The sequence below is a fragment of the Streptomyces sp. NBC_00203 genome (genome assembly GCF_045206325.1).
Classification (GTDB): domain Bacteria; phylum Actinomycetota; class Actinomycetes; order Streptomycetales; family Streptomycetaceae; genus Streptomyces; species Streptomyces lutosisoli.
Genome location: NZ_CP108126.1, coordinates 4,471,907 through 4,490,222 on the forward strand (window position 1 = coordinate 4,471,907; position 18,316 = coordinate 4,490,222).

Below are 18,316 nucleotides of genomic sequence, written 5' to 3' on the forward strand. Positions count from 1 at the left end.
TCAGACGCCTTCGGGGAGGGAGACGGGCGAGGTGTCGGCCGTACGGCGCCTGCGGATCGCCCAGAACACGCCGGTGCCCGCGACGATCGTGACGCCGACGCCGATCACGCCCGCGAGACCGCCGGAGATCCGGGCGTCGGAGATGTCCCTGACGCCGTATCCGGCGAGCGGGGAGTCCTCCGTGGCGTGCTTCTCGGCCTTCTGGTCGATGCCCTTGTCCTTGGCGATCTTCTCCAGGCCGTCGGGGCTGGCGGAGGCGTAGAAGCTGACGAACCCGGCGAGGACGAGGGAGGTGACGAGGCCGGTGATCCACACCTTGCGGTGCGAGGAGCGGGCGGCGACGGGGACGGCGGCCGTGGGGGCGTCGACGAGCTCCCCGTTCACGCGCAGCTTGAGCCGCTGCTGGAGGCCGCGTGCGCCGTACACGAGATCCGGTCGTACGGCGATGACGGCGCCGACCGTGAGCGCGGTGATCGCGGCCTCGCCGATGCCGATGAGGACGTGCACGCCGATCATGGCCGTGGCGACCTTGGAGATCGCGACGTCGGTGGTGCCGCCGATCGCGTAGATGAGGGTGAAGGCGACGGCGGCGGCCGGGACCGACAGCAGCGCGGAGACGAAGGCGGCGACGGTGATGGAGCGCCGCTTGCGGGGCAGCACCTTCACCAGGCCGCGGAAGAGGGCGTAGGAGACGACCGTGGTGACGATCGCCATGTCGGTGATGTTGACGCCGAGCGCGGTGAGGCCGCCGTCCGCGAAGAGGATGCCCTGCATCAGCAGGACGACCGAGACGCAGAGGACCCCTGTGTAGGGGCCGACGAGTATCGCGGCCAGGGCACCGCCGAGCAGATGTCCGCTGGTCCCGGCGGCGACCGGGAAGTTGAGCATCTGTACGGCGAAGATGAAGGCGGCGACCAGGCCGGCGAGCGGCGCGGTCTTCTCGTCGAGTTCGCGGCGGGCGCCGCGCAGGCTCACCGCGATCGCACCGGCGGCGACCGCTCCGGTGACCGCGGAGACCGGGGCGTTGATGAATCCGTCAGGCACATGCACCGTTCGATGATAGTGCCTTGTTGCGAACGACTTGCAAGAGCGATGCGCCTACGAACAACGCGTGGGAGGCATTCGGCCGCCATGGACCGCCGGAGAGCGGTTTCCGTGGAATGTGCGACATTGGAAAGGTGACGGATTCACAACTTCCGCACAGGTAACGCAGCGTAAGGAGTCGGTTCATGTACGCCGTCGAACAGTACGCACGTGCCCATATCGTCACCGACACCGCCGACTCCCCGGACGACGAGCGCCGAGCCGTCCCCGTCGCCCTTCGCTACGACCCCGAGACCGATCCCCGCCAGGTGCACATCACGCTGCCCGGCCCCCATGAGTGGGTCTTCGCCCGCGAGCTGCTGGAGCAGGGGCTGCGGGTCCCGGTCAGCAACGGCGACGTGCGCGTCTGGCCGTGCGGCCGGGTGCAGGCGGTCATGGAGTTCCACTCTGCACAAGGGGTGGCGGTCGTGCAGGTCGACTCGAAAGCCCTGATGCGCTTCCTGCGTCGTACGTACACGGCCGCCACCCCGGTGGCTCACTGAACTCGGTGTGAACCAGGGCCAGTCCTGCGGTTCTTCCTTCGGATCAGCCCTGGTCCGAGGACCTGGAGGACCTAGACGCGGGCCAGCTCCCGGTCGTCGTCCTCGTCCTTCCGCTTCGCGTCCAGCGCGCGCAGGCCCTCACCCTCGACGTCCACGTTCGGCAGGGCGCGGTCCAGCCACTTCGGCAGCCACCAGGCCTTCTTGCCGAGCAGCGCCAGGACGGCCGGGACGATCGCCATGCGCACGAGGAACGCGTCGAAGAAGACGGCGATCGCGAGGCCGAAGCCGATCATCTTGATCATCGACTCGCTGGAGCCGATGAAGCCGGAGAACACCGCGATCATGATGACGGCCGCCGCCGTGACGACCCGCGCGCCGTGCTTGAAGCCGGTCACGATCGCCTGGCTGGGCTTCTCGCCGTGGACGTACGCCTCGCGCATCCGGGTCACGAGGAAGACCTCGTAGTCCATGGCGAGACCGAAGACGACACCCACCATGAAGATCGGCATCATCGACATGATCGGGCCGGTCTCCTCGACGCCGAACAGGCCGGACAGCCAGCCCCACTGGAAGACCGCGACGACGGCGCCGAGCGCGGCCATCACCGAGAGCAGGAAGCCGAGGGCCGCCTTCAGCGGGACCAGGATCGAGCGGAAGACCACGATCAGGAGCAGGAAGGCCAGGCCGACCACCAGCGCGAGATACGGGACCAGCGCGTCGTTGAGCTTCTGCGAGAAGTCGATGTTCATCGCCGTGGTGCCGGTGACCAGCACGGTGGCGTCGGTGTCCGTCTTGATGCCGCCGCCCGCGTCACGGATGCCGTGGACCAGGTCCTCGGTCTTGACGCTGGACGGCTTGGAGTCCGGGATGACGGTGATCGTCGCGGTGTCGCCGGCCTTGTTGAACGCCGCCGGGGTGACCGTCACGACGCCCTTGAGGTCCTTGATCTTGTCGGACACCTCGGTGGCGGCGCCCTTCGGGTCGTCGCTCGCCTTGGCGTCGACGACGACCATCAGCGGACCGTTGAAGCCGGGCCCGAAGCCGTCCGACAGCAGGTCGTACGCGCGGCGCTGCGTGGTCGACACCGGCTGCGAACCGTCGTCGGGCAGGCCCAGTTCGAGCGAGCTCGCCGGGAGCGCGGCCGCGCCCAGGCCCACCACGCCGAGCAGCAGGACGGCGAGCGGACGGCGGACCACGAAGCTGGCCCAGCGGGTGCCCATGTTGGGCTTGCCGGCGTTCTTGGCGGCGCGGCCGCCGCCGAGCAACTTGCTCTTCTGGCCGGCGGGCTGGACCTTGCGGCCCGCGTATCCGAGCAGGGCCGGGATCATCGTCAGGGCGATGAGTACGGCGATGGCGACCGTGCCCGCCGCCGCGACACCCATCTTCGTCAGCATCGGGATGTTGACGACCGAGAGGCCGACCAGCGCGATCACGACGGTCAGACCGGCGAAGACCACCGCGGAGCCCGCCGTGCCGACGGCCCGTCCGGCCGCTTCCTCGCGTTCGCGCCCTTCGGCCAGTTCGGCGCGGTAGCGGGAGACGATGAACAGCGCGTAGTCGATGCCGACCGCGAGGCCGATCATCATCGCGAGCGTGGAGGTGGTGGTGCCGAGGTCGAGCGCGTTGGCCAGGGCGGTGATGGTGGAGACGCCGATGCCCACGCCGATCAGCGCGGTCAGCAGCGGCAGCCCGGCCGCGATCAGCGAACCGAAGGTGATGACGAGGACGACCGCGGCGATCGCGATACCGATGACCTCGGAGGATCCGGTCTCGGGCGTCGCCGTGAGCGCGTCACCGCCCACCTCGACGGTCAGCCCGGATGCCCGCGCGTCCTGCGCGGCCTCCTTCAGGGCGTCCTTCGAGGAGTCCTGCAACTCCATCCCGGAGACCTTGTACTTCACCGAGGCATAGGCGACCGAGCCGTCCTTGCTGACGGCGTTCGCCTTGAACGGGTCGGTGACGGACGTGACTTCGGAGCCGTCGCCGAGCGCCTTGACGGTCTTCTTGACGGCGGCCTTGTTGGCCTTGTCCGCCATCTTCTCGCCGCTGGGCGCCTTGAAGACGACGCGCGCGGTCGCTCCGTCGGCACTCATGCCGGGGAAGCGCTGTTCCAGCAGGTCGAAGGCCTTCTGCGCCTCGGTGCCGGGGATCGAGAAGGAGGACGAGCCCGCGGTGGGCGCGGAGGCGGCGCCGACACCCGCGAGCGTCAGCAGTGCCACCCAGATCAGGGCGACGAAGTGCCGTCGCCTGAAGGCGAGTCGGCCGAGTTTGTAGAGGAACGTGGCCACGAGGGCGAACTCCCGGTCAGGTCGTGTGGATGGCAGGGGCTGGCGTGATCACCCGAGTGGGGGCAGGGGGGATCAGCCCGACGACGTGAGCGGTCGCGTCAGGTGCAATTACAGGGATGTGCTGAGGACTTTGAGGGGTTGAGGTTTCAGGCGCCGAGAGCGGGGAGGATCACGGCGTCGATGTACGAGGTGAGGAAGGCCTGGGTCGGCGGCTGTTGGTCGATGAGGCTGCGGACCGCGAAGGCGCCGACCAGCATGTGCAGCACGAAATCCTTGGCAGGGTTGTCCGGACGGATCTCACCCCGGTCGACGGCGCGCTGGAGCATCGCGCGCAGCTCCTCCTGCTCCGGCTCGATGATCAACTCCCGGAAGGCGCGCAGGAGGTCGGGGTTCCCGTGCACGGCCGTGGCCAGACCCCGCATCAGCGCGGAGTTCTGTTCCATGTGGCAGTCGTCCTCGCGCCGCACCATCGCGTGGAAGTCTCCCCGCAGGGACCCGGTGTCGACACCAACGGCGGACGGCTTCTGGTGCCGGATCGCCTTGGCGACGAGCTCGGCCTTGCCGCCCCACTGGCGGTAGAGGGTGGCCTTGCTGGACTTGGTGCGGGCGGCGACCGCGTCCATAGTCAGGGCGTCGTAGCCGACTTCCCGGAGCAGGTCGAGCACGGCCGTGTACAGCTCGGCCTCGCGCTCGGGCGTGATCCGACTGCGACGCACCGTTGCGGCTTCAGCCATCCCACTCACCTTCTTCTGCTCCGGATTCTTCTACTCCGGACGACACGGCTTCGTACGACTCTGAAGATACCCTGAGAAGAAACGAAACGAAACCGTTTCGTACGTGTCTTGTGTCACGCGAACGTTTTCACAAGCTGCCGGTGGCTTCACGAGCTGCCGTTGGCTTCACGAGCTGCCGTTGGCGGCGATTCACAAGTTGCCGGGGGTCGCTGAGCGGAAAAGCATGAGGAGGTGAGCGACGAGTACGAGAAGGCGACCAAGGGCAAGCCGACGACGGACCGGACGACCACGGACAGGGCGACGACGGGTCGGACGGGCACGGACGGGGCGACCACGGACAGGACGACGGCGGATCGGGAGACGACGGACCGGAAGGCGAGTGCGGACCGGGAGGCGAGCACCGACCGGGAATCGAGCACGGACCGGGAAGCGGCAAGCCAGGCGACCACGGCCCGGGCGGCCGGCGGCCAGGCGGCCACCGGCAGTGGCGCGCCCGGATACCTGCGCTTCCCGCACCTCAGCGGCGACCTGCTCTGCTTCGCGGCCGAGGACGATCTGTGGGTGGCCCCCCTCGACGGGCCGGGCCGCGCCTGGCGGGTCACCGTGGACCGCACCAAGGTCGGCCACCCGCGCTTCTCGCCCGACGGCCGCCACATCGCGTACACGAGCTGGCGCAGCTTCGTGCCGGAGATCCATGTGGCGCCGGTGGACGGCGGTCCCGGCAAGCGGCTCACCTACTGGGGCAGCGCGGACACCCAGGTCTGCGGCTGGTCCCCCGACGGCGACATCCTCGCCGTCGCCTCGCACGGTCAGCCCTTCTCGTACTTCACCTGGGCCTACAAGGTCCCCACCGACGGCGACCCCGGCGGCAAGCTCCCCTGGGGCCCGGTCTCGCACATCGCGACCACCGACATCGACGGCGAGCGCAAGACCCTGCTGCTCACCGGCACCCCGCCGCACGAACCGGCCGCCTGGAAGCGGTACCGGGGCGGGGCCACGGGCCGGCTCTGGCTGCACGGGCAGCAGTTGGTCTCCGACCTCGACGGCCATCTCGACTCCCCCATGTTCGTCGGCGGCCGGATCGCCTTCCTCTCCGACCACGAGGGCATCGGAAACCTGTACTCGTGCGCGTACGACGGCTCCGACCTGCGCCGCCACACCGACCACGACGCCTTCTACGCACGCCATGCCTCGTCGGACGGCACCCGTGTCGTCTACCAGTGCGCGGGCGACCTGTGGATCGTCGACGACCTGTCCCCGCAGTCGGTCCCGCGCCGTCTCGACGTGCGGCTCGGCGGGCCGCGTGCGGGACGCCGTACGTACCAGGTGCCGGCGACCCAGCACATCGACGGGATCTCGGTCGACGAGACGGGCCGGGCCAGCGCCGTCGTCGTACGCGGCAGTCTGTACTGGCTCACGCACCGGGACGGGCCCGCGCGCACCATCACGGACACCCCGGGCGTACGCGTCCGGCTCCCCGAGATGCTCGGCTCGGGCGGTCAGGTCGCCTACGTCACGGACGCGGAGGGCGAGGACGCCGTCGAGATCGCCTACCTCCCGCGCGCGACCGGCGACCGCGCACCGCGCCGCCTCGCCTCCGGTGAGCTCGGCCGCGTACAGGAACTGGTGTCGGACCCACAGGGCGAGCGCCTCGCGATCGCCGCGAACGACGGGCGGCTGCTCCTCCTCGACACGACGGAGGAGTCTGGGGGCACCTCCCGGACGGAGTCTGGGGGCAGCTCCCGGACGGAGTCCGGGGGAGGGGAGGTCACGGAGCTCATTCGGTCCATCAACGGGCCGGTGCGTGATCTCGCCTTCTCGCCGGACGGAGCGTGGCTGACGTGGTCGCATCCGGGCATCGGGCGGTCGCTCAGGCAGATCAAGATGGCGCGGATAAAGGACCGCCTGATCGTCGACGTCACCAACGGGCGCTTCGAGGACGAGAACCCGGTGTTCACGCGGGACGGCCGGTATCTGGCCTTCCTGTCCTGGCGCGGCTTCGACCCGGTGTACGACGTGCACACCGGGGACCTGTCCTTCCCGCTGGGCTGCCGCCCGTACCTGGTGCCGCTGTCCTCCGCGACCCCCTCCCCCTTCGCCCTGAACCCCGACGGGCGTCCGGTCGCCGGCGGTCTGGACCCGGTCGAGGAGGAGGCGGGCGAGGACGGCGGCGCCGCGACCGTCGAACTCGAAGGCCTGGAGAGCCGGGTGACGCCCTTCCCGGTCACCGCTTCCAAGTACTCGGCGCTCCACCCGGTCGCGGGCGGCGGTCTGGTCTGGCTGCGCTGGCCGATCTCGGGCGCGCTGGGCGAGACCTTCGCCAATCCCGACGACACGACCGGGCGGCCGACGCTGGAGTTCTTCAACATCACCAAGGCGAAGAAGTCCGAACTCGTCGCGCATCTGGACTGGTTCGCGATCAGCGGCGACGGATCCCGGCTGGTGGTCGTGGACGAGGGCGACCTGCGCGCCGTCCCCTCCACCGAGTCCGGCGACAGCGACTCGACCGTCTGGATCGACCTGCGCCGCATCATCCACGAGGTGGACCCGCCCGCCGAATGGCGCCAGGCGTACGCGGAGGCCGGCCGCATCATCCGCGCCTACTACTGGGAACCCGACATGTGCGGCATCGACTGGGACGCGGTCCTTGAGCAGTACCGGCCGCTGGTCGAACGGGTCGCCTCGCCGGACGAGTTCGCGGACCTGCTGCGCGAGGTGGTGGGCGAACTGGGCACATCGCACGCGTACGTCACCCCGGCACGCCGCAACGAGGGCCCGGCCCACTATCAGCGCTGGCAGGGCCTGCTGGGCGCCAACCTGGTTCGCCGTGACGGCAGTTGGATGCTCAAGCGGATCCTCCCCGGCGACTCGTCCGACTCCAAGGCCCGCTCCCCCCTGGCCGGTACGGGGATCCGCGAGGGCGCGGTGCTCACCCACGTCGACGGGCGTCCGGTGCACCCGGTCACGGGCCCGTACCCGTTGCTGGCGGGCGCGGGCGGTACGACGGTGGAGCTGACGTTCACCCCGGCGGAGGGCGAGGGCCCGTCGAGGCGGGTGGCGGTGGTCCCGCTGATCGACGAACGGCCACTGCGGTACCAGGACTGGGTGGCCAAACGCCGCGAAGTCGTACGGAAGTTGAGCGGCGGCCACTGCGGCTACCTGCACATCCCGGACATGGGCGGCTCGGGCTGGGCGCAGTTCAACCGCGACCTGCGCATGGAGGTCTCGCGCCCCGCACTGATCGTCGACGTGCGCGGCAACGCGGGCGGCCACATCAGCGAGCTCGTCGTCGAGAAGCTGACCCGCAAGATCCTGGGCTGGGACCTGACACGCAACGCCCAGCCGGTGTCATACGCGTCGAACGCGCCGCGCGGCCCGGTGGTCGCCCTCGCGGACGAGGCGACGTCGTCGGACGGCGACATGATCACGGCCGCCTTCAAGCTTCTGAAACTCGGCCCGGTCGTCGGCCAGCGCACCTGGGGCGGCGTCGTCGGCATGACCGGCCGCCACCGCCTCGGCGACGGCACGGTGATCACGGTCCCCATGAACGCGGCCTGGTTCGACGCGTACGGCTGGACCGTCGAAAACCGCGGCGTCTCCCCGGACTTGGAGATCCTCCGCACCCCCCTGGACTGGGCGGAGGGCCGCCACGCCCAGCTCGACGACGCGGTTCAGCTGGCCCTGGACCTGCTGAGCACCCAGCCGGCCGCGTCTCCTCCGGACTACTCGTACGTCCCGGACAGGACTCGACCGAAACTGCCACCGAGGACGGCGGGTTAGCCGATCCGGAAAAGAGCGGTAACAGCAACAGCAACAGCAAGAAGTGGGGCGCCCTCTTGAGAGAGGGCGCCCCACTCCGGCGCAAGCCAAGTGCAACGATCAGACGTCGTAGTCCTGGTCGAAGCGCTCCTGGGCCTCACGCTGAGTGCGCTCCGTGTCCTGCATGGCACGGTCACGACCCTGCGGAGTGCGCTCACCCTGGGGGGTGCGCTCACCCTGGGGGGTGCGCTCGCCCTGCGGGGTGCGCTCGCCCTGGGGGGTGCGCTCGCCCTTGGGGGTGCGCTCGCCCTTGGGGTCGCCCATCTTCTTCTTCTTGGCCTGCTGCTTCAGCTGCTCGGCCTTGTCCTTGAACTGGTCCTGCATGCCCATGAGATTTCACTCCCGTTGTGGGTGAGGGGGATCGGGGCTCGACCAGACTTACACGCAGGGACAGAGCACGCATTTCGATCAGTAACTCACCGTGAGCGACAACGGATCACTTCACTGCGACGACCCTTGCCGCTCCTGCTCATCGGCCGCCCCACCGGCCCCGACCAACCCGGTACGCACACTCGCCAGCCGAGGCTCGAACCGTCGCATCTCCCGCTGCCCGACCGCCCCGATGATCCCGGGCAGATAGCCACGGACGCCCTGCATCCCCCGCAGCCACCACTGCGCGTACACATGACTCGATCGCCGCTCGATCCCCGCCACGATCCGGTCGACGGCCGGCCCCAGCGGATACGTCTTGTTGGACGGCCACGGCAGCCGCTCCCTCAACTCGCGCATCACCTCGTCCTGGTCGGCGCCGCGCACCATGTCCGTGTCGGTCCACGACAGATACCCGACCCCGACGCGCACGCCCTTGTAGCCGACCTCGGCGCGCAGACTGTGCGCGTACGCCTCCACGCCCGACTTGGACGCGCAGTACGCCGTCATCATGGGAGCGGGAGTGATCGCGGCCAGCGACGCGATCTGGAGCAAGTAGCCCCGGCTCTCCATCAGCGCCGGCAGAAACGCCCGCGCCGTCACCGCCGACCCGATCAGATTCACCTCGATCACCCGCCGCCAGGCGACGGGGTCGGAGTCGACGAACGGCCCACCGCTGGCGACCCCGGCGTTCGCGACGACGATGTCGACCTTCCCGAACCGCTGCTTGACCTCCTCGGCGACCCGCGCCATCGCCTCGTGGTCGGTGACATCGGCGTACCAGTGGTCGCTGTCGCTGTGCAGCCGCTCCGATACCTGCTTGAGCGCGTCCGCCTCCAGTCCGACGAGCGCTACCTTCGCGCCCCGCGCGGACAGCTTGCGCGCCAGGAGCTCGCCGACACCGCGCGCCGCCCCCGTGACAACCGCGACCTGCCCTTCCAGGCTCACCCTGCTCATGCGCCCTCCTTGATCTCTACGGCTTGTGCGGCCGCTGCGGCTTCTTCCGTCCGGGCGGCGTGCGTGTACGTGGTGACGAGTTCGCGTATGCGGGAGGTCACGAGCTCGGGCGCCTCCACCGGCGTCATGTGCCCGAGCCCCGGCAACTCGGTGACACCGACACACTGCGGCAGCGCCGCCACGAGGGCGCGCGCGTGCACGACGGGCGTCAACCGGTCCGCCGTCCCCACGACGACCGCCGTCGGCACCTTCAACTCCCGTACGCCGTGATCGAGATCGAGCATCTCCAGGACGACCGACCAGGCGTGGCGCACCTTGCGCGGACAGGCGTGCACGATCCGCGCGCACGCCTCCACCATCCCGGGCGACGAACCGGGGCCCATGGTCGCGTACTTGAGGATCCGCCGGGCGAGCGGTGTGACCGGCCCGAGCGGGGCGCGCGATCCGAGCACGGACTTGGTGATACGGGTCCGCAGCCGCCCAGCGCGCAACGGCACCACACGCGCCTCCGCGACCAACCGCGAGCTCCCCGTACTGCACAGCAGCGCGGCCGCCGCGTGCTCCCGGAAACGCGCCCTCGTCGAGGCCGCCATGAGCGTCATCCCACCCATGGAGTGCCCCACGAGCACAGCCTTCTCACCCGGCGCGAGCGTCGCGGCGAGCACCGCCTCCAGGTCGTCGGCGAGCGCCTCCGTGCTGCACGTGGCGCTCGCGGGACTGCGCCCGTGTCCGCGCTGGTCGTACGCGATGACCCGGTGGTCGGCGGCCAGGTCCCGTATCTGCGCCGCCCAGAAGGCGGTCGAGCAGGTCCAGCCGTGCGCGAGGACGACGGGGGGCGCGTTCTCGGGCCCGTGCACCTCGACGTGCAGACGCGCGCCGTCGGCGGAGACTACGGTCAGCTCGCGCGCCGGCGCAGGCGGCGCGTACGCCCCGTGCGCCACATGCATCAGTCGGCTCATGCCCCGGCCTCCGCCTTCTTCTTACGCGTGTTCTTCGTCCGCGACGAGGACGCGGACTCGGTTGCGGGCTCGGTTGCGGACTCGGCTGCGGACTCGCTTGCGGGCTCCGGCGCGCGCAACACCTCGTACTCCCCGAGGTCCACACGCCGTGTGGCCGTGCGGAACTCGCTCGTCGTGCCCGGCCAGACGGTGGTGTTCACTCCGTTGGCGTCGAGGTACCAGCTGTTGCAGCCGCCGGTGTTCCACACCGTGCGCTCCATGCGCTCCTGCACCTTGTGGTTCCAGGCGTCCACGGCGCGGGGGCGCGCGTCGAGGGCAGCGCGCGCCCCGAGCACGTCCAACTGCCTCACGAAGTCGGCCATGTAGTTGAGCTGGGACTCGATCATCAGGATCATCGACGAGTTCCCGAGACCGGTGTTGGGCCCGATGATCGTCATCCAGTTGGGGAAGCCGGCCGCGGTGGCGCCGCGCAGCGACTTCATGCCGGTCCGCCACGCCTCGGCGAGCGTCTTGCCCTCCGCCCCGACGACCCGCTCCGCGATCGGCATGTCGGTGACATGGAAGCCCGTACCGAAGACGATCGCGTCGACCTCGGCGGTGCTGCCGTCGGCGGCGACAAGGGTGGAGCCGTCGATCTCGGCGAGCCCGGAGGCCACCACGTCGACATTCGGCCGGGTGAGCGCCGGGTAGTACGTGTTGGACAGCAGGATCCGCTTGCAGCCGATCCGGTAGTCCGGCGTGAGCTTGGCCCTCAGCGCCGGGTCCTTGACGGCGCGCGCCATGTTCCGCTTGGCCAGCTGCTCGACCATGCCGAGCTCGTTGGGCCGCTTGGTGAACGCCTGGACCTGCAACTCCCGGATGCCCCACAGGAGTCCGCGCCGCGCCTGCGTCGTGAACGGCAGCTGCCGGTGCAGCCACCGCTCGGCCCCGCTGATGGCCCGGTCGACGCGCGGCATCACCCATGGCGGAGTGCGCTGGAAGAGGGTCAGCCTGTCGACGTCCGGCTGGATCGACGGCACGATCTGGATGGCCGAGGCCCCCGTGCCGATCATCGCGACGCGCTTTCCGCGCAGGTCGTAGTCGTGGTCCCAGCGCGCCGAGTGGAAGACCTTGCCGGGGAAGGTGTCGATCCCCGGGATGTCCGGGATCTTGGGGTCGGACAGCGGCCCGGTGGCGGAGACGACCACATCCGCCGTGAGGAACCCGCTACTGGTCTCGATCCCCCAGCGCAGCTTCTCCGCGTCCCAGGTCATCATCTTGACCTCGGAGTTGAAGCGCAGGTGCGACCGCAACCGGAAGACGTCCGCGACGTGCTCCAGGTACGCGCGGATGTGCTCCTGCCCGGAGAAGGTGCGCGGCCAGTCGGGGTTGGGCGCGAACGAGAACGAGTACAAGTGGGACGGTACGTCGCAGGCGCACCCGGGGTAGCTGTTGTCCCGCCACGTGCCGCCCACGCTGTCGGCTCGCTCCAGGACGACGAAGTCGGTGACCCCTTCACGGCGCAGCCGCACGGCGGCCCCCAGACCGCCGAAGCCGGACCCGATCACCGCCACTCGTACATGCTCGTGCTCGGTCATCCCGACGCCTCCCTAGCCGCACGACCCTGCCAGTGAACACTGGCGCAATGGGGAGAGTAGAGCAGCCGCGTACTGATGGGTAGGGGTCGCGACCGGGAAAGTTACCGGGGGTACGACGTAGGGTGCGCACGTGGCCGAGGGATCAGGAAAGCGGGGCGCGAAGGCGCGGGGGCGCGCGAGCGGGGCGCGCGACCAGAGCGCGGGGGCGCGCGAGCACGGCAGTGCACCGGAGCCCGGCAAGCGCGAGTACCGGATGGAGGAGCTGGCCGAGGAGGCCGGCATCACCGTGCGCACCCTGCGCTTCTACCGGGAGCGCAAACTCATCCCGCCACCCCGGCGCGAGGGCCGTATCGCCTGGTACGACGACACGCACCTGACGCGCCTGCGCACGATCTCTGCGCTCCTGGAACGCGGCCACACCCTCAGCGGCATCGCCGAGCTCGCCGAGGCCTTCGACCACGGCCGCGACGTGGGCGAACTGCTCGGCCTGGGCGAACCCACCGAGGAGACCCCCGTCCGCATCTCCCCCGAGGAACTCGCCGACGTCTTCGCGGGCCAGGCGACGCCGGAGAACCTCGCCGCCGCCCTCGATCTCGGCTACCTCGCCACCGACGGCGGCGAGATCGTCCACATCAGCCGGCGCCTGCTCGACGTCTCGGCCGCCCTGGTCCGCGAGGGCATCCCGCTCGCGGACGTCCTGACGACCGCCCGGCGCGTACGTGATCACGCCGACGCGCTCGCCGAACTCTTCACCACCCTCGTCCTCGCCGAGGACCGCACGGCCGAGGACCTCCAGCGCCTGCGCCCGCTCGCGAAGAGCGTGGTGGAGGCGGAACTGTCGATGGCGCTGGACCGACACCTACGGGATCACCGGGATCACCCGTCATAGGCCGATCCAGGCGACCGGCAGCGCTGGGATCGCCGGTGGGATCACCGGTCGTAGACCGACACGGCTACGGGATCAGCGAGAGCGACGGGCTCACAGGTCGTAGACGACAGTCACGGGCGCATGGTCGGACCAGCGCTCCCCGTGCGTCGCCGCGCGCTCCACGAACCCCTTGACCGCCTTGCCCGCGAGCCCCGGCGTGGCGACCTGGTAGTCGATGCGCCAGCCAGTGTCGTTGTCGAAGGCCCGCCCGCGGTACGACCACCACGAATACGGCCCTTCGGCGTCCGGGTGCAGGGCGCGCACGACATCGACGTAGCCGCCGTCACCTTCGTCGAAGACCTGGCCCATCCACGCCCGCTCCTCGGGCAGGAAGCCGGAGTTCTTCTTGTTGCCGCGCCAGTTCTTCAGGTCGGCCTCCTGATGGGCAATGTTCCAGTCACCACACACGACGACCTCACGCCCGTCGGCGGCGGCCCGCTCGCGCAGCCCCTTCAGGTGGGCGAGGAACTCCCCCATGAACCGAACCTTCTCGTCCTGCCGCTCGGTCCCGACCTCACCGGAGGGCAGATAGAGACTGGCGACGGTGACACCGGGCAGATCGGCCTCCACGTAGCGCCCACTGGAGTCGAACTCCTCCGACCCGAACCCGACTCGCACGCGATCCGGCTCACGCCGGGTGTACAGCGAGACCCCCGCGCGCCCCTTGGCGGCAGCGGGAGCGTGCACGACATGCCACTCCTCGGGCGCCCGCACATCCTCGGGGAGCTGCCCGGGCTCGGCCCGCACCTCCTGGAGGCACAGCACGTCCGCGGAGGTCCCCGCGAGCCACTCCACGAAGCCCTTCTTCGCGGCGGCCCGGAGCCCGTTCACATTCACAGAGGTCACAGTCAGCACTCGGGCACGATACTTAATCGGTACCGCCGATCAGAACTCGATCACTACCACCAACCCAACGCATAGATGTACGGTTATCTGCATGAATATCCACTCGGTCCCGTTCGACCACCCCGACGCCGTCAAGCTCAACGACCAGGTGCAGGCCGAATACGCCGAGCGCTACGAGGACGAGGGCGACGCCACGCCCCTCGACGCGTCGATGTTCGCCCCACCACTCGGCCTCTACCTCATCGCGTACGACGAGCAGGACCGCCCCGTAGCCACGGGCGGCTGGCGCACCCAGGATGAGAACGACGAGGGGTACTCGGACGGCGACGCCGAGCTCAAGCGCATGTACGTGATACCCGAGGCCCGCGGTCTCGGCCTCGCCCGGCGCATGCTCGCCACCCTGGAGACCGACGCCCGCACGGCCGGCCGCACCCGCATGGTCCTGGAGACCGGCTCCAAGCAGCCCGAGGCGGTCGCCCTCTACGCGTCGAGCGGCTACGAGCCCTGCCGTAAGTTCGGCCACTACCGCTTCCACGAACTGAGCCTCTGTTACGCCAAGGCGCTCTAGTGGGTCGGTAGCAGCCCCCATCGCGCCGTAGCAGCGGGCACGGGCGGCAGGTACGAGCAGCGGACGGCAGGCGGCGCGCACGAGCAGCGGTCGGAAGGCGTGGAACGACGGCGGAACCCTGTACTGGCTGATCCGCCCGCAGGACCTGGCCGAACGCCGTTCCGACCGGGCGCTGTTCACCTGGCAGTGCTCCTGATGACCGCGCGCCGGCCCGTCCCAAGCTCGACGGGCCGTCCCACACTCGACAGGCCGTCCTTGCTCGGCAACTGCAGCCATCGCTGCTCGGCAACTACCGCTTCTGTGCCCGGTAACGCTTGAGGAGAGCCGTGATCCTCTCGCTGCGCGCCGCCCCGTTGAGCTCGGTCAGCAACTCGTCAGGACAGAGCTCATAGAGATCGCCCCACCATCGGCGCCCCGTGTTGTCCCAGATCCGATACCCACCCGGCACCCCTCTGGCCACGTAACGTCTCCTGCTCACGGTCCCCCCTCCTCGGCTTCCACCGTAGGCGCTCGCTTCCCGGTGCCGGCCTGATCATTTCCCGTGAGGCGGTTGACGCGGTAGACGTCCGGGACGCAGAGGTTGAGGACGGCAGCGGCGGCGATGAGTCCCGCGCACGCCATGAGCACGGTCCGGTTGTCCCAGGTGTGGGCCGCGAGAGCGGTGATGAGGTAGCCGAGGGGGATCGCGAGGCGCTCCCCCACGCTGTTGAACGCGCTCATGCGCCCCATTTCGGCTTGGGGCACGTGCTGCTGGAAGGCGGTGGTCCACGCGACGATCGCGACGTCGAGCCCGACGCCCGCGAGCAGGGCGGCCAGGAGCACTCCGGGCAGTGGCAGGCCCCATCCCAACGCGGTCAGGGGAAGGAGCAGCGCCGAACTGGCCACGACCGCCACGGCCAGCAGCCGGTACGGCCTCCAGCGCAGGCACACCAGTGTCCCGGCCAGCAGCCCGGCAGCGAAGGCCGCCTGAACCAGCCCCCAGTCACGCGCGCCGCCGTACCGTTCGGCGGCCACGACGGGCCCAAGGAGCTGGAAGCCCGCCAGCCAGGCGGCGACGAGAACGGTTCCGGCGGCCGTGTAGGTCCACAGCCAGGTGCGCGACCAGAAGCCGGTCCATCCTGCCCGCAGATCGCCCAGCGCGCTGCCGGGGGTGAAGGGAGCGTCCAGGCGCAGGCCGAGCAGCAGGAGGGCCGCGGCGACGAAGGTGAGTGCGTCCCAGGCCAGCGCCCAGGACGGGCCGCCGACTGCCACGACGAGTCCACCGATCACGGGGCCGAGCACCCTGATGGCGTTGCTCGGGAGTCTGAGCAGGGCATTGGCCTGTTGCAGCTGCTCCGTGGGAACGATCTGGGCGACGGCACCCTGGGCGGCGGGCACGGTGAAGGCCACGGCGGTTCCCGAGGCGAAACCGCAGACGGCAATGGAGGCTGTCGTCGCGTGGCCGGTGGCCACGATCGCGGCCAGTACGCCCTGCGCGGCGGCTGCCAGCAGGTTGCCGAGGAACAGGATCCGGCTGCGGGACAGACGGTCCGCGAGGACTCCGCCCGCGAGGAGGAAGGCGATCGTGGGGACGGTGTTCGTAGCGAGCACCACGCCGAGGGCCCCCGTTCCCCCGCCCTGCTCGATCACGGAGTAGGCCAGTGCCAGGGGAGCCATGGCGGATCCGGTGGCCGAGATCAGATTCGCCAGCACGAATCGCCGGAAGGCCGCGACCCTGAGCGGCGCCGTACGGATCGTCGTTACATCTGCCCCGGTCTTCATCGTCTCCCTTGTGCTCGGCGCGGCGAGGACCCTAGTGCAGTGCATGCCTTCCGAGGCACCGCTCCACGATCGAAGTGACGCGTAACCGCCGGTCTTTGGCGGGCAACGGGCGCAAGGGGCCCAACTTGCCGGTGGAGCACCGGCGACCACACGAAGTCGTCGCGCTGGAGGCAGTACTGGCTGTAGGCGACGTGCCGAGCATCCGTGGTGTATCGCGCGCAGCGCATGCGACGCATCCTGCCGGACGGCACTGACACTGCCTTCACACCGAGGAGTTGGATACGTTCCCCTGCGCCTGTCCGAGCAGAATGGCCGTACGCGGTCCACGCGCGCGTACCGCCTCATTACTCCCGCCGACTCGACGCACCGCCGCACGCCTCCGGCGCGAACAAGCCCAGGAAAACCAAAGATCCCGCCCGATCAAAAGATCGGACGGGATCTCGTCAACTGTCCCCGAGCTAACTCAAGAACAGCTGCTGCGTGGACCTGAGGGGATTCGAACCCCTGGCCCCCTCGATGCGAACGAGGTGCGCTACCGGACTGCGCCACAGGCCCTTGCAACGAGAGAAACTCTAGCATCCTCACCGAGGTGCTCGGAAATCCGTTCCTGGCTGGTCAGCCAGGGGCTCCCGGGCCTCCGTCGCCCCACCCGTCACTCGTTGGCCGCGCGCGGCCGTCCCCCGTCCTCGTACTGGTCGAAGAGCGGCGTGCGACCGCGCTCGCGGGCGCGCCGGGCGGACGCGGCGCGACGCGCGTCACTGCGACCGTCGTCGGCGGTCTCCGCACCGTCGGGCTGCTCCTCGGCGACCATGTCCGCCTCCGGCGCACTCGGCTCCACGGCGCTGGACCGCGCGGAGCTCCACGTGTCGGGCGCCCCCAGGTCGACGCTGGGCGTGGCCCGGGGCGCGACCGGCGCGGTCACGTACGTCGGCAGCGGAACCGGCACCGGATCCCAGCTGTCGCCCCGGCCGGGCCCGCGCTGGCGCTCGCGCTGCTGGTCGACCCACTCCGCGTGGTCGGTCTGCTCGACGAGCGCGCGGCGGTCGGCCGCGAGCGCGGAGAGGCCGGGGTCGGTCTCCGGCTCTGGTCCCTCGTCCGGCTCGTCGGCCCCGGGGTCGAGGGTCGGGCGCCGGCGCGGCTGCCGCTCACGCAGCCGCTGCGCCGCGGCCTCGGCCCGGCGCCGGTCCATGGTGTAGGTGAAGCGCCGCTTCTCCTGGGCGCGCAGGTACACGATGTACGCGCTCAGCATCACGGCGGGCACGCCGGGGGCCCACAGGAACGCGAGCCCGCCCACGGCCGCCACGATCGCGCCGAGCGTGAAGGCGAGGAAGATCATCACCGTCGTACGCCGCCGGCGCGCGAGCACCTTCGAGCGCCGGGCGCGCGCTGCGGCCTCCGCCGAAGACTCACGCCGCGCGCCCGGCACCTGCCGGGACGCGGAGCTGGAGGGCGCTTGGGGCGCGGACTTGGCCGACGGCTTCGGCGCCGGCTTCGCCGACTGCTGCGGTACGGGCCTGGCGGCGCCCGGGGCCTCGTGCGCGCCCCCCTGTCTGACGGCCGCCTGGGGCGCCGGCTCCGGCTGTGCCGGCGCCGGCGGCTGAACCCGCTCCTGCACGTGCGGCCGGTGCTGGGCCTGCGCCTGGGGCCGGGTCGGGGGCATGGCGAAGGCCCGGACGTCCACCGAATCGGTGACGCCGTCCGGGTCGGCGCTGGACTCCCCCTCGTCGGCGGAGCGCGCCCGCAGGTCCTTGGCGTATCGACGCTCCATACCCGCCCGTCCGGACAGCAGCCGGATGGCGGTGCTGAAGCGTTCCGTCGGACGGGCTTCGTTCAGCTCGTCCTGCCTACGGAGCCACATCGGCACCAAGTAGGCGGCCCAGGCCCCGACGATGACTGCGTAGATGAGGCCGCTGCTGCTCACGCC

15 protein-coding genes, 1 tRNA gene and 1 pseudogene are annotated in these 18,316 nt (G+C 70.3%); 5 read left to right on the plus strand and 12 right to left on the minus strand.

The window, feature by feature from the left end; all coding sequences use genetic code 11:
• Positions 1–1,050 carry an energy-coupling factor ABC transporter permease gene (locus OG975_RS20075; protein ID WP_406330670.1) on the minus strand — a complete coding sequence of 350 codons (1,050 nt, stop codon included), beginning with the start codon at positions 1,048–1,050 and terminating at the stop codon, positions 1–3.
• A 179-nt stretch (positions 1,051–1,229) separates the two neighbouring features.
• Here OG975_RS20075 and OG975_RS20080 point away from each other — a divergent pair, with 179 nt between their 5' ends.
• The gene (locus OG975_RS20080; RefSeq protein WP_330305157.1) at positions 1,230–1,586 is read left to right on the plus strand and encodes an SsgA family sporulation/cell division regulator; all 357 of its coding nucleotides are present in this window, start codon (positions 1,230–1,232) and stop codon (positions 1,584–1,586) included.
• 71 nt (positions 1,587–1,657) lie between these two features.
• Here OG975_RS20080 and OG975_RS20085 read toward each other — a convergent pair whose 3' ends face one another.
• Together OG975_RS20085 and OG975_RS20090 are read right to left on the minus strand one after the other, a co-directional pair.
• Positions 1,658–3,874: an MMPL family transporter gene (locus tag OG975_RS20085; protein WP_406330672.1), complete on the minus strand. Its 2,217-nt coding sequence runs from the start codon at positions 3,872–3,874 to the stop codon at positions 1,658–1,660.
• Positions 3,875–4,020: 146 nt separating this feature from the next.
• Positions 4,021–4,608, minus strand: a complete 588-nt coding sequence (locus tag OG975_RS20090; protein ID WP_406330673.1) for a TetR/AcrR family transcriptional regulator — start codon at positions 4,606–4,608, stop codon at positions 4,021–4,023.
• A 501-nt stretch (positions 4,609–5,109) separates the two neighbouring features.
• Between OG975_RS20090 and OG975_RS20095 the strand changes: the two genes are divergently transcribed.
• Positions 5,110–8,388: a S41 family peptidase gene (locus OG975_RS20095; protein WP_406336363.1), complete on the plus strand. Its 3,279-nt coding sequence runs from the start codon at positions 5,110–5,112 to the stop codon at positions 8,386–8,388.
• Between the two features lie 99 nt (positions 8,389–8,487).
• On the opposite strand, the gene OG975_RS20100 is transcribed toward OG975_RS20095, so the two are convergent.
• From OG975_RS20100 to OG975_RS20115, 4 genes are all read right to left on the minus strand, one after another.
• Positions 8,488–8,757, minus strand: a complete 270-nt coding sequence (locus tag OG975_RS20100; RefSeq protein WP_406330674.1) for a hypothetical protein — start codon at positions 8,755–8,757, stop codon at positions 8,488–8,490.
• Positions 8,758–8,868: 111 nt separating this feature from the next.
• Entirely contained in the window at positions 8,869–9,753 is an 885-nt protein-coding gene (locus OG975_RS20105) for an SDR family oxidoreductase (RefSeq protein WP_381260517.1), read from the minus strand.
• Complete coding sequence (locus tag OG975_RS20110; protein WP_406330675.1) at positions 9,750–10,712, minus strand: alpha/beta fold hydrolase; 963 nt, start codon at positions 10,710–10,712, stop codon at positions 9,750–9,752. The genes OG975_RS20105 and OG975_RS20110 overlap by 4 nt, the downstream gene beginning before the upstream one ends.
• Positions 10,709–12,289 (minus strand): flavin-containing monooxygenase, encoded by a 1,581-nt coding sequence (locus OG975_RS20115; protein ID WP_406330676.1) that lies wholly within the window; start codon positions 12,287–12,289, stop codon positions 10,709–10,711. Before OG975_RS20115 ends, OG975_RS20110 begins: the two co-directional genes overlap by 4 nt.
• Positions 12,290–12,542: 253 nt before the next feature.
• On the opposite strand from OG975_RS20115, the gene OG975_RS20120 reads away from it, so the two are divergent.
• A complete protein-coding gene (locus OG975_RS20120; protein WP_406336365.1) occupies positions 12,543–13,178 on the plus strand; it encodes a MerR family transcriptional regulator in 636 nt (211 codons plus the stop codon).
• 90 nt (positions 13,179–13,268) lie between these two features.
• On the opposite strand, the gene OG975_RS20125 is transcribed toward OG975_RS20120, so the two are convergent.
• Positions 13,269–14,072 carry an exodeoxyribonuclease III gene (locus OG975_RS20125; protein ID WP_406330677.1) on the minus strand — a complete coding sequence of 268 codons (804 nt, stop codon included), beginning with the start codon at positions 14,070–14,072 and terminating at the stop codon, positions 13,269–13,271.
• Positions 14,073–14,154: 82 nt separating this feature from the next.
• Here OG975_RS20125 and OG975_RS20130 point away from each other — a divergent pair, with 82 nt between their 5' ends.
• Positions 14,155–14,631: a GNAT family N-acetyltransferase gene (locus OG975_RS20130; protein ID WP_406330678.1), complete on the plus strand. Its 477-nt coding sequence runs from the start codon at positions 14,155–14,157 to the stop codon at positions 14,629–14,631.
• Between the two features lie 103 nt (positions 14,632–14,734).
• Positions 14,735–14,827, plus strand: a pseudogene (locus OG975_RS20135) (DUF1963 domain-containing protein); the annotation flags it as partial.
• Positions 14,828–14,920: 93 nt separating this feature from the next.
• On the opposite strand, the gene OG975_RS20140 reads toward OG975_RS20135, so the two are convergent.
• The 4 genes from OG975_RS20140 to glpR form a co-directional block, all read right to left on the minus strand.
• The gene (locus tag OG975_RS20140) at positions 14,921–15,109 is read right to left on the minus strand and encodes a hypothetical protein (RefSeq protein WP_330305166.1); all 189 of its coding nucleotides are present in this window, start codon (positions 15,107–15,109) and stop codon (positions 14,921–14,923) included.
• Positions 15,106–16,392 (minus strand): MFS transporter, encoded by a 1,287-nt coding sequence (locus OG975_RS20145; protein WP_406330680.1) that lies wholly within the window; start codon positions 16,390–16,392, stop codon positions 15,106–15,108. Before OG975_RS20145 ends, OG975_RS20140 begins: the two co-directional genes overlap by 4 nt.
• 481 nt (positions 16,393–16,873) lie before the next feature.
• Positions 16,874–16,947: transfer RNA gene (locus OG975_RS20150), tRNA-Ala, on the minus strand.
• A gap of 97 nt (positions 16,948–17,044) precedes the next feature.
• The gene (gene glpR, locus OG975_RS20155) at positions 17,045–18,313 is read right to left on the minus strand and encodes a gephyrin-like molybdotransferase receptor GlpR (protein ID WP_406330681.1); all 1,269 of its coding nucleotides are present in this window, start codon (positions 18,311–18,313) and stop codon (positions 17,045–17,047) included.
• Positions 18,314–18,316 lie beyond the last annotated feature (3 nt).

Coding starts and splice junctions, on each gene's coding strand:
- OG975_RS20145 (WP_406330680.1), bottom strand. CDS start 16,392: ATGAAGACCGGGGCAGATGTAACGACGATCCGTACGGCGCCGCTCAGG.
- OG975_RS20110 (WP_406330675.1), bottom strand. CDS start 10,712: ATGAGCCGACTGATGCATGTGGCGCACGGGGCGTACGCGCCGCCTGCG.
- OG975_RS20080 (WP_330305157.1), top strand. CDS start 1,230: ATGTACGCCGTCGAACAGTACGCACGTGCCCATATCGTCACCGACACC.
- OG975_RS20090 (WP_406330673.1), bottom strand. CDS start 4,608: ATGGCTGAAGCCGCAACGGTGCGTCGCAGTCGGATCACGCCCGAGCGC.
- OG975_RS20105 (WP_381260517.1), bottom strand. CDS start 9,753: ATGAGCAGGGTGAGCCTGGAAGGGCAGGTCGCGGTTGTCACGGGGGCG.
- OG975_RS20120 (WP_406336365.1), top strand. CDS start 12,543: ATGGAGGAGCTGGCCGAGGAGGCCGGCATCACCGTGCGCACCCTGCGC.
- OG975_RS20100 (WP_406330674.1), bottom strand. CDS start 8,757: ATGGGCATGCAGGACCAGTTCAAGGACAAGGCCGAGCAGCTGAAGCAG.
- OG975_RS20115 (WP_406330676.1), bottom strand. CDS start 12,289: ATGACCGAGCACGAGCATGTACGAGTGGCGGTGATCGGGTCCGGCTTC.
- OG975_RS20130 (WP_406330678.1), top strand. CDS start 14,155: ATGAATATCCACTCGGTCCCGTTCGACCACCCCGACGCCGTCAAGCTC.